This is a genomic window from Chromobacterium alticapitis, from assembly GCF_002924365.1.
Classification (GTDB): domain Bacteria; phylum Pseudomonadota; class Gammaproteobacteria; order Burkholderiales; family Chromobacteriaceae; genus Chromobacterium; species Chromobacterium alticapitis.
On record NZ_PQWB01000175.1, the window covers coordinates 26109 to 36100 of the forward strand.

General features: G+C 64.0%; 9 protein-coding genes. 4 read left to right on the plus strand and 5 right to left on the minus strand.

The window, feature by feature from the left end:
• Positions 1-101 precede the first annotated feature (101 nt).
• On the plus strand, positions 102-926 hold the full coding sequence (locus C2I19_RS20755) for a LysR family transcriptional regulator (RefSeq protein WP_103904480.1): 825 nt from the start codon (positions 102-104) through the stop codon (positions 924-926).
• Between the two features lie 36 nt (positions 927-962).
• Here the strand turns inward: C2I19_RS20755 and C2I19_RS20760 are convergent, their stop codons facing one another.
• Both C2I19_RS20760 and C2I19_RS20765 read right to left on the minus strand, forming a co-directional pair.
• Positions 963-1598 carry a LysE/ArgO family amino acid transporter gene (locus C2I19_RS20760; protein ID WP_103904481.1) on the minus strand — a complete coding sequence of 212 codons (636 nt, stop codon included), beginning with the start codon at positions 1596-1598 and terminating at the stop codon, positions 963-965.
• Between the two features lie 67 nt (positions 1599-1665).
• On the minus strand, positions 1666-4032 hold the full coding sequence (locus C2I19_RS20765) for an EAL domain-containing protein (RefSeq protein ID WP_103904482.1): 2367 nt from the start codon (positions 4030-4032) through the stop codon (positions 1666-1668).
• A 206-nt stretch (positions 4033-4238) separates the two neighbouring features.
• Here C2I19_RS20765 and C2I19_RS20770 point away from each other — a divergent pair, with 206 nt between their 5' ends.
• Positions 4239-5174 (plus strand): ArgP/LysG family DNA-binding transcriptional regulator, encoded by a 936-nt coding sequence (locus C2I19_RS20770; protein ID WP_233201311.1) that lies wholly within the window; start codon positions 4239-4241, stop codon positions 5172-5174.
• Positions 5175-5280: 106 nt separating this feature from the next.
• Positions 5281-5718, plus strand: a complete 438-nt coding sequence (locus C2I19_RS20775) for a cytidine deaminase (RefSeq protein ID WP_103904484.1) — start codon at positions 5281-5283, stop codon at positions 5716-5718.
• Between the two features lie 154 nt (positions 5719-5872).
• Here C2I19_RS20775 and C2I19_RS20780 read toward each other — a convergent pair whose 3' ends face one another.
• The 3 genes from C2I19_RS20780 to C2I19_RS20790 all read right to left on the minus strand — a co-directional run bounded on the left by C2I19_RS20780 (position 5873) and on the right by C2I19_RS20790 (position 8054).
• Positions 5873-6223 (minus strand): hypothetical protein, encoded by a 351-nt coding sequence (locus C2I19_RS20780; RefSeq protein ID WP_103904485.1) that lies wholly within the window; start codon positions 6221-6223, stop codon positions 5873-5875.
• A 91-nt stretch (positions 6224-6314) separates the two neighbouring features.
• Positions 6315-6713, minus strand: coding sequence for a YkgJ family cysteine cluster protein (locus C2I19_RS20785; RefSeq protein WP_103904486.1), 399 nt, complete (start codon positions 6711-6713; stop codon positions 6315-6317).
• A 96-nt stretch (positions 6714-6809) separates the two neighbouring features.
• The gene (locus C2I19_RS20790; protein WP_103904487.1) at positions 6810-8054 is read right to left on the minus strand and encodes a TIGR03862 family flavoprotein; all 1245 of its coding nucleotides are present in this window, start codon (positions 8052-8054) and stop codon (positions 6810-6812) included.
• A 269-nt stretch (positions 8055-8323) separates the two neighbouring features.
• Between C2I19_RS20790 and C2I19_RS20795 the strand changes: the two genes are divergently transcribed.
• Positions 8324-9952 carry a methyl-accepting chemotaxis protein gene (locus C2I19_RS20795; protein ID WP_103904488.1) on the plus strand — a complete coding sequence of 543 codons (1629 nt, stop codon included), beginning with the start codon at positions 8324-8326 and terminating at the stop codon, positions 9950-9952.
• Positions 9953-9992: the final 40 nt, after the last annotated feature.

The following is a 9992-nucleotide window of genomic DNA, read 5'->3' on the forward strand; positions in this document are numbered from 1 at the left end:
TTCCATAAAATTTATCGATATGAAACTGATGGAGCGTAGTATATTGATAGCAAAACCCGCTGAAAAATGATAAAAATCTCTAGCTGACATTTGTTATTTCTATGGATATCCGCCAACTCAAGGCCTTCGTCGCCGTATTCGAAGCGCGCAGCATCACTACCGCCGCCCACAGGCTGTTCGTCACCCAACCCACCTTGTCCGTCACCATACGTCAGTTGGAGGACGAACTCGGCGCCGCCTTGTTCGAACGCCTGCCGCGCGGCGTGGCGGTCAGTGAGGAGGCTAGGCTGCTCTACCCCCATGCCCGGCGCATGCTGGCGCAGGCAGAAGCCTTGTCCAAAATGTTCAAACAACGCCAGGATTGCCTGCCGCTGCGCGTGGGAATGGATGCGGACGTGGGGCGCCGCCAACTGGAAATCTTGCTGGCGCGCATCGCCGAGACGAAGCCGGGCATCCTGGCCGAAGTGGTGGCCGGCTGCGATGGCGACATCCGGCTGGCAGCGGAAGACGCACGCTGCGAAGACGAGCTGTTTCTGCCTTTATGGGAGGAGGATTTCGTGCTGGCAGTGCCTTTGCAGCATGCGCTGGCCGCGGCGGCCAGCGTCGAACTGGCCTTGCTGGACGAACCGGACTGGGTGATTTGCCCCGAGCACTCCAGCCACCAGCGCCTACTGGACCTGCATGGCGGCGCATCGCCTGCGCTCGCGGCAGCCGCGCGCGCAGGCAATCTGCGGCTGGCCGCCCACATGGCGGCCGCAGGCATGGGCATCGCCCTGCTGCCCGCTTCCCTGGTGGAGGAGAATCCGGCGCTGCGGGCCATCGCCCTGCAGGGCGGCACGCTGACGCGGCGAGTGGGTTTATGCCATCCGGCCCAGGCTTTGGCGCTGCCCGCCTTCCAGGCCTTGAGGCAGAACCTGGCCATCTAGCGGCCAGGGGAGAGAAAAATCGAGAACCGGCGCCTTTTAAAGCGGCAGCGGCGCGGACAAGCCGTAGTTGTAGATCAGCATGGAGGCGGTAAACAGCATGACGAAGCCGATCACGCAGTCCAACACGCGCCAGCTGACCGGCTTCTCGAACAAGGGCGCCAGCTTGCCGGCGAACAGACCGATGATGCCGAACCACAGCACGGAGGCGCACAGGCTACCCAGCAGGAAAGACAGGTTGGCCTCCTCTCCGTAGACCGTGGACACGCCGCCTATCAGCACCACGGTATCCAGCCAGACATAAGGATTGAGCAAGGTCACCACCAGAATGGTGCGGATGGCGCGTTTGCGGTCGCGCTCCACGCTGCCCGCCAACGACATGCCGCCGGCTTGCCAGGCGGCGCGGAAGGATTTGAAGCCCAGCCACAGAATGAAGGCCGCCCCGCCCCAGGTCACCACGCTCAAGAAGCCCGGAATGCCCGCCACCACCTTGCCCATGCCCAGCACGCCGCTGGCGATCAGCAGTATGTCCGCCACTATGCAGATGGCGATGATGGGCAGCACATGGCTGCGGCCTATGCCCTGGCGCAGGACATAGGCGTTTTGCGGCCCGATGCCGACGATCTGGCTGAACGAAATGCCCAGCGCGGAAAGAAAGACGTTGAAATTGAACATTGCCTGCTCCTGAATCATTTGCAGGCAGATTAAACTGCGCGGGATAATTAAGTAAAACTAATAAAAATCATGCGGTATAAACAAAATTAATATCGCGCGTTTCGTTGCCGCTGCAGCGCCAGTCCCGCATCCATCCCGGCAGCTCATGCGCGGCCAGCGGAGGCGAAATCCCATAGCCCTGGCCATCATGGCAGCCTATCTCCTGCAAACGCTGCCAGATCGCCCGGCTTTCCACCCCCTCCACTACCAGTTTGCGCCCGGTATAATGCGCAAAAGACAACATGCTGCGGATGATGGCCTCATTACCCGGCATCTCCAGCAACAGCCGGACGAAGCGCTGGTCGATCTTGATGGTGTCGAAGGGCAGCTGCTGCAGATGCACCAGCGAAGAGGCACCGGTCCCGAAATCATCCAACGCGATGGACAGGCCCAAGTCGCGGCAGCGCTCAAGCTTGTCGGTGATCTGCTCCGCCTCCTGTTGAGTCACGCTCTCCAGCACCTCAAGCTCTAGAAAACCGCTGGGCAGCGGATTCGCCTCCAGCAGCGCGCTCAAGTTCGGCAAAAAATCATCGTGCTTCAGCGTGGCAGCGGACAAGTTTACGCTGAGAGGAATATGCAAGCCCTGGCCGCGCCACTCGCAGGACTGGCGCACCGCCTCGCGCAGCACCCACCAATCCAGCTCGCGCATCAGGTTGCTGTTTTCTATCGCGGGGAAAAACTCGCCCGGCAAAATCTGGCGTCCATCGCGCATCCAGCGCACCAGGGCCTCCGCCCCTTCTATGCGATTGGTTTGCAGATTGATTTTGGGTTGGAAATACAGCCGCAACTCGCCGCGCGGCACCGCCATGGCGAAGGCGCTGCGCATCGCATGCAGGCGATGCACCTCCTCATCCAGCGCGGCGTCGTAATGGCGGCTGTGTCCGCCGCCCAGATCCTTGGCCCGATTTAGCGCCAGATTGGCCCTGCGCAGCAGGCCGGCGGAATCGCACGGGCCGGCAGGGCTGATGGCCACGCCCACGCTGCAGCGCGCCTCCACTGTGACGCCCATGACTTCCACTTGCTGCGGCAACAGCCGCAGCACAGCCTCCACCAGCTCCGACGCCCGGTCCGCCCGCTCCGTGCAGGCGATGAAGCGCGACGCGCCCACCCGCCCGACATGGCCAAACGGATAAATGGCCTCGCGCAGCCTGCGCGCCATTTCGCACAACACCATGTCGCCGCCGTCATAACCCAGCCGGGCGTTGATTTCATGAAAGCCCTCCACCGCGATGGCCAGCACCGCCACCTGGCCATCGCTCCTGGCTCGCAGCAAGCGGCCTAATAGCTCTTGCATCTGGCTGCGATTAGGCAGGCCGGTCAAGACGTCGTGGCGGCTGAGGTAGGCCAGTTCGGTTTCGATGCGCTGGCCGCGCTCCAGCGCGTCATGGCGCTCCAGCGCCCGGCCGATCTCGCGCCCCATCACATCGAACAGGGCGAGCCGGGTTTGGTCGAAGAAACCGCGTTCGCGCGCATGCAGCGCCAACACGCCCGCCACCTGCTGGCGGACCAGCAAAGGCACAGCCAACAGGCTGCCCTCGCCCAGCTCGCTCAATTGCTCGCGCCAGCCGCTCAGGGCGGGGTCGTTGCGCACATCGTTGCTGAGCTGCAGCGCGCGCGCGCGCGCCGCCCGGGCGACCGGGTTTGCCTCGTGGCCGCCCTCCAGGCGGACCAAGGCGAACATTTCCTCGCCCGGCCCCTGCAAATCTTGATGGGACATGGCTTCCAGCCGCAACTCATCGCCATCCGGCACGCCCACCCAGGCAAGATGGAAGGACGACTCCTGCATGCAAACATCGCATATGGACTGCAGCATGACGCGACGATCCACGCTGTCCGCCAACGCCAGAGTGACGCCGCTCAAGGTGGAATAAAGTGCCGACATGGACTGCAAATGGCGCTGGCGGGAAGCCGACTCCTGGTTCAGCGCGCGCTGATAGCCATGAGTTTTCAACATTTGCTCCAGCAGGATTCGCTTGCGCAGCAAGCGGGCGGCCTCAGCCTCGTCCGCCGGCGCGCTTATGGCCAAGCTGGACAGCATATGGGCCTGGACCCGCTCGTACAGGCCAGAAAGCCAACTCAGGCTGACGCCCAGGCGGCAGTTGGACTCGCCCTCCTGGCTGATGCGCCGCGCCTGCGCTTCGTCCAGCGGCTGGCGCAACAATCCTTCCCACTCGCGCAACAACCGCTCCGCCGCCGCGTCCAGGCCGCCGGCTCGCTCGCCCAGCAGAACGGATTCCCGCTCGCTCTTTAATAGATGCCAGTACAGCTCTTTGGCCAACAGCTCGCGCCGCGCCAGGCAAAGATCGGCATAGCGCGGCAAAGGCGCCAGGTGCTCGGCTCGTATGCCGATAAGACGGCACATGCCGGCCAGAAGTGCCTCATCATCCATCTGCATCTTCACATTCGCCTGATTTTCACCAGGCTCTCCCCTCTGCCCGCATCCATCGCTGCTATCATCATCGGCCCGTCCAGGGACGGACTTTTTCTTGTATTGTATTTATCTCGACCATGCACATTCGTATGCAATGGCCGAAGCCTGCAACATGCCACGCCGCTGGCTTTTAAGCAAGTCCAGCGGCATTATTAATCGGATATTTACTCATGGCTGATCGCCCAAGGCCCGTGCTAGACCCCAAACAACTGCAAACCCTGGCTGCGGTGGCGGAAACCGGCGGCTTCGACAAGGCGGCGAAAAAGCTGTTTCTGACCCAATCCGCCGTATCGCAGCGCATACGCCAGCTTGAGGAACAACTTGGCCAGCCGGTGCTGACGCGCACCGTTCCAGCCGAGGCGACCGAAACCGGCCGCCAGTTGCTACAGCACTATCAGCAACTGCTGCTGATGGAGGACCAGTTGCTGCAAAAGCTGGACCCCGCCACACGTCAACGCGAATTCACCTCGCTGTCCGTGGGCGTCAACGCCGACAGCCTGGCCACCTGGTATGTGCAGGCGGTGGCGCCTGCCTTGCTTGAGCATGATCTGCTGCTGGACGTCGTGGTGGACGACCAGGATCACACCCACGAGCTGATGCGGACCGGCCATGTGATAGGCTGCGTCGGCACCCGCCCGGTGCCGATACAGGGCGGCACCCAGCACTATCTGGGCGCCATGCGCTACCTGTGCCTGGCCACTCCCGACTTCGCCGCTCGTTACTTTTCCCATGGCGTGAGCCACGATGCGCTGGCGCGCGCGCCATCCATCCTGTTCAGCCGCAAAGACGCGGTGCAAGGACAGTTCCTGCGCCAGGCCGCCGCTTACGAGGGCAGTTTTCCCAGTTTCACCCTCCCCTCCGCCCAGGGCTTCGTTGAGCTAACGCGACAAGGGCTGGCTTATTGCCTGCTGCCTGAGTTGATGTTGGAAGACGATTTGGCCAGCGGCCGCCTGGTAGACCTGTTCCCTGGCCAATACATAGACATCCCGCTCTATTGGCACCACTGGCGGGTGGAGTCGCGGCTATCGCAGGCGCTGACCGAAGCCATGCTGAGCTACTGCGGACGATACTTGCGCCAGGACAAGGCGGCTGCTGCGGTCGGGTAGCAGAATCCATCCGGCAACGCATTCGGAATCGGCCCGGACATCCTGCATTGACAAGGCTTGCGCCGTGTCGCATCATCCGACGCCGACCTGGTTTTATGGAGGCAGCATGACCAGCAATCAGCAAGTACCCAGCAATGAGCAATGGGCGGAACTGGAAATGGCGGCGCGTCTGGCCGCGAAACAGGCTTACGCGCCCTACAGCAAGTTCACCGTCGGCGCGGCCATCCTAGATGGCAACGGCAAGATCCACATAGGCTGCAATGTGGAGAACGCCTCGTATGGCCTGTCTAACTGCGCCGAGCGCACCGCGGTCTACGCCGCGCGCGCCAATCACGGCATGCAGGAGGTGCTTGCCGTCTGTATTTACACCCCCACGCCCGTCCCCACGCCGCCCTGCGGCGCCTGCCGCCAGGTGCTGAACGAATTCGGACCGACCATGCGCGTGCGCGCGATCTGCGACGGCGAAGACATGATAGACAGCACGCTGGATCTGCTGCTGCCGGGCGCCTTCGGGCCCAAGAATCTGCAAGACGCCGCGCACTGACTTTCTCGACCCGCGCTTGCATGACCACGGACAGCCCTCCCACCGGAGGGCTTTTTCATGCGATGCGAGGCGGAAGTCTTCGACCGGCGAGGCTTCAGGACAGCGGAAATACGGCAAGACGGCGATAAACCATGGGAAAAACAAGCGACGCCGCTCAAGCGTCCTTGCTCTTGCGGCGCGGGGCCACGCCCTCCGGCGGAGGGTCGAAGCCGAATAAATTAGCTGTGCGTCCCATTTGAGACTGGCAAGCGATGACAAGCGCGCGATTGATCGCCTCTTTCTTGCTGACGCCCCACCACTCTATCATCTTGCCAAGCGATTTCTGAGCGTCGCGGCTCAGCTCCACCGTCACGGAAAGCTCCTGCAAACGGTTGCGCCGCAGCTCGCGGCTGCGGCGCTTGCGCTCGGCCACCGTCATCGCGCGTTCGCCCAAAGGCTTGCGTCCGGGCTTTTTCTGGACGCCTCCTATCAGGTCGAAGGTGTAATGATCGCAAGGGTCTTTCATGGGTGGAAAACGCGCCGCGGCTGGACAAGGCGCGCAAGCATACCACAAAGCCCGCCCTTGCGCAGAGGCGCGAAACGGCGCGATCGCGGCTTTAGCCTGGCGCGAGCTCCGGCAGCGGCGTCGACGCCAAACCCGGCATAGGGACATTGTCAGCGGCATGCCCGCTCGCCTGCCCAACCATCGCAGGCAGGCCATGCGCCGCGCGCGCCCTCAGACATTGCGGCGAACCGGCCTCCACCTCGCGGCAGGCGACTGGCCGCTGCGGATAAATGCCGCACCCCACGCTGCCGCCCACCTCGCCCTGCAAGGCGACGCAACGCGGGGAGGCGGCCCAGGTGCCGCGCATGCAGCGGGTCCAGTCGTTGACTTTTTCGGTGAGCCGGCTCGGAACGGCGCCGCCGCCATCATCGGCCTCGGCCCAATAGAAAGAAACGCGAAAAGTGGCGCAACAAGCGCCGCAAGACAGGCAGGAATTGCTTTTTTCACTCATGGCAAGCAAGAAAAACAGTTTACGAATCAGGCCCCAAAGGGAGGAGAAATGCGATTCGAATATTTTGTCAGTCCTGCTTGCCTATCTCAAGTAAAACTATTTTGATGCGAGCCAGTCCGCCAGGCCCAAACCGGCCGCGCGGCCGCTAGCGAAACAGGCTGTCAGCAGATAGCCGCCGGTAGGCGCTTCCCAATCCAGCATTTCGCCGGCGCAGAACACGCCGGGCAAGGCCTTCAACATCTGCCGCTCGTCCAGCGCGGAAAAACATACGCCGCCGGCCGTGCTGATCGCCTCGTCTATCGGCCGCGAAGCAGTCAGTTTCACAGGCAAACGCTTGATCGCGGCGGCCAGCGCCGCCGGATTCTGGAAACTGTCCTTGTCCAGGCATTCGCGCAGCATGCCGGCGCGCGCGCCCTTCAGGTTCAGCCGGCTCTGCAAATGGCTGGACAGCGAGCGCGAGCCGCGCGGATGCGTCACTTCGGCCAATACCCTGGCCTCATCCCAGGCCGGGATCAGATCCAGGTAGCAGGTGGCGGCGCCGGCGCGGGCGATTTCGTCGCGCAGCAAGGCCGAACAGGCGTAGATCAGGCTGCCTTCGATGCCGCTCTTGGTGATCACGCATTCGCCGACACGCCGGAACGCTCGCCCATCGCCGCCCTCGAAAGACAAGCCGACGGACTTCAGCGGCTCGCCGGCGAACTTGTCGGCGAAGAACTCGCTCCAGTCCGCGTCGAAGCCGCAATTGGACGGCAACAGCGGCGCGATGTCCACGCCCCGCTCGGCCAGCCACGGCAGCCAGCGGCCATCCGAGCCCAGCTTCTTCCAGCTGCCGCCGCCCAGCGCCAGCAGCGTCGCGTCGGCGCGCACCACCAACTCGCCATCCGGCGTATCGAACTTCAGGCTGCCGTCGGCGTTCCAGCCCAGCCAACGATGGCGCACATGAATGCGCGCGCCGGCTTCGCGCAGCCGGCTGAGCCAGGCTCGCAGCAGCGGCGCGGCCTTCATTTCCTTGGGAAACACCCGGCCGGAACTGCCGACGAAAGTTTCCACCCCCAAACCATGCGCCCAGGCGCGCAGCGCATCGGCGTCAAAATCCCGCAGCAGCGGCTCGACCTGCTCCGCCCGCTCGCCGTAACGTCCGACGAAGGCCGGATATGGCTCGGAATGGGTAAGGTTGAGGCCGCCGATGCCGGCCAGCAGGAACTTGCGGCCCACGGACGGCATCGCGTCATACACATCCACCGCGAAACCGCGCCGCGTCAGCGCTTCCGCCGCCATCAAGCCCGCCGGCCCGCCGCCCATGACGGCGACCGCGCGCCCCTCTCCCACACTCATATCCATGCTCCGCATCCCATCCAGATCTCAACATAGCCGCCCGGCGGCAAGCGCGCGATTGTTGCAGAAAACGGCAGGCAACCCAAGCCCTGACAGCAAATCCGCCGCATCGGCAAGATTTATCGGCGTATTCCTTGATCTTCGCCAGATTTCAAGGTCTCAACTCAAACTAGAATCCTCCTGGCATAGCCATGCAGTGGACATGCCCAGCCGCGCGAGCGGCGACGATGACAACTCAGACACACACAGGAGACGGGGCCCCGCCCCGGCAGGCGATGAGAAAATTTTCCGACTGGCCGATCTGGCTGCGACTGACCGGCGCCATCTGGGGCTGCCTGGTGCTGGCATGGGGAGGACTGATCGCGTGGGAGACCCGCGCCAGCCGCGACATCGCGGTGGAGCAGGCGAAAGACCTCGCGCACAGCATGAATGAAATGACGCTGGCCGGCCTCACCGGCATGATGATCACCGGCACAGTGGGCCAGCGCGATGTTTTTCTGGATCAGATACGCGAATTGTCATCGGTGCGGGACTTGCGGGTGATACGCGGCGACGCGGTCAGCAAGCAGTTCGGCCCGGGCAATGCCGGCGACAAGGCCCGCGCCGGCGACGAAGTGGAGCGCGCCGCGCTCGCCGACGGCAAGCCGCGCGTCGAAATCGAGTCCACGCCGCAATTGGGCGAGCACCTGCGCGTGGTCTACCCCGCCCTGGCATCCTCCAACTATCTGGGCAAGAACTGCCTGGCCTGCCATCAGGTGGCGGACAAGACGCCGCTGGGCGCGGTCAGCATGCGCATCTCGCTGGAAAAGCCCTATGCCGCCGTGGACAGTTTCCGCGCGCAGAGCATCCTGTTCGCCCTGCTCGCCTCGCTGCCGCTCTTGGGCGTGGTCTATCTATTCATCCGCCGCTTCGTTACCCGCCCGCTGCGGGAAATGGCGGCCGGTCTGGCCGAACTGGCCAAGGGCGAAGGCGACCTGACGCGCCGGCTGCCGGCCCGCCACAACGACGAAATCGGCGCCACCGCCCGCCTGTTCAACCAGATGCTGGGCACGGTGGCCGGACTGGTGCGCCAGGTCAGCGAGAGCGCCGACGCGGTGGCCCAAGCCTCCCGCCGGCTCTCCGGCGGCGCCGGCCAGCTGGCCGCCAGCTCGCATCGCCAGAACAGCCAGTCCATGGCCGCCGCCGAGGCGGTGGAGCAACTGGCCAGCCACATCGGCGAAATCGCCGGCAAAGCCGAGCATGTCAGCAATGGCGCAGAGGAAAGCCTGCAGCGCTCGGAACAAGGCCGCCGCAGCCTGCGCCAGCTACAGCAGGAAGTGGGCCAGGTGGAGAACGCGGTGCGGCTGATGGCGCAGGCGGAAAGCGACCTGGTCAGCTCCACCACCGTCATCACCAATATGACCCGCGAGGTCAAGGAAATCGCCGAGCAAACCAATCTACTGGCGCTGAACGCGGCGATCGAGGCCGCCCGCGCCGGCGAGATGGGCCGCGGCTTCGCCGTGGTGGCCGACGAAGTGCGCAAGCTGGCGGAAAAATCCGCCCGTTCCGCCAGCGAGATAGACGCCGTCACCGGCTCGCTCAACGGCAAGACCGACGCGGTGCGGCAGGCGGTCAACGCCGGCTTGCAATCGCTGCAGGCCAGCCGGCAATCGACAGACAGCGTGGCCAGCGTGCTGGATGCGGCCAACCAGTCGGTTGCCGAAGTACGCAGCGGCCTGCGGCAAATCGTGGAAGTGACCGAACAGCAGCGCCGCACCAGCCAGGCGGTGAACGAGAACATCGACGCCATCGCCGGCATGGCGCGCGCCAACGACGCCGACATCCGCCAGACCGTGGGCGCGGCCGAAGAGCTGGAAGCCCTGGCGCAACGGCTGACCGATTCGGTGTCGCGTTTCCGGGTGTGAGCGGCTGGGCCGGCAAAACCGGCCGCATCTGATACAACTA

Excerpts from the sequence above, each read along its gene's own strand:
- C2I19_RS20755 (WP_103904480.1), top strand. The coding sequence starts at position 102 with ATGGATATCCGCCAACTCAAGGCCTTCGTCGCCGTATTCGAAGCGCGC.
- C2I19_RS20760 (WP_103904481.1), bottom strand. The coding sequence starts at position 1,598 with ATGTTCAATTTCAACGTCTTTCTTTCCGCGCTGGGCATTTCGTTCAGC.
- C2I19_RS20765 (WP_103904482.1), bottom strand. The coding sequence starts at position 4,032 with ATGCAGATGGATGATGAGGCACTTCTGGCCGGCATGTGCCGTCTTATC.
- C2I19_RS20770 (WP_233201311.1), top strand. The coding sequence starts at position 4,239 with ATGGCTGATCGCCCAAGGCCCGTGCTAGACCCCAAACAACTGCAAACC.
- C2I19_RS20775 (WP_103904484.1), top strand. The coding sequence starts at position 5,281 with ATGACCAGCAATCAGCAAGTACCCAGCAATGAGCAATGGGCGGAACTG.
- C2I19_RS20780 (WP_103904485.1), bottom strand. The coding sequence starts at position 6,223 with ATGAAAGACCCTTGCGATCATTACACCTTCGACCTGATAGGAGGCGTC.
- C2I19_RS20785 (WP_103904486.1), bottom strand. The coding sequence starts at position 6,713 with ATGAGTGAAAAAAGCAATTCCTGCCTGTCTTGCGGCGCTTGTTGCGCC.
- C2I19_RS20790 (WP_103904487.1), bottom strand. The coding sequence starts at position 8,054 with ATGGATATGAGTGTGGGAGAGGGGCGCGCGGTCGCCGTCATGGGCGGC.
- C2I19_RS20795 (WP_103904488.1), top strand. The coding sequence starts at position 8,324 with ATGAGAAAATTTTCCGACTGGCCGATCTGGCTGCGACTGACCGGCGCC.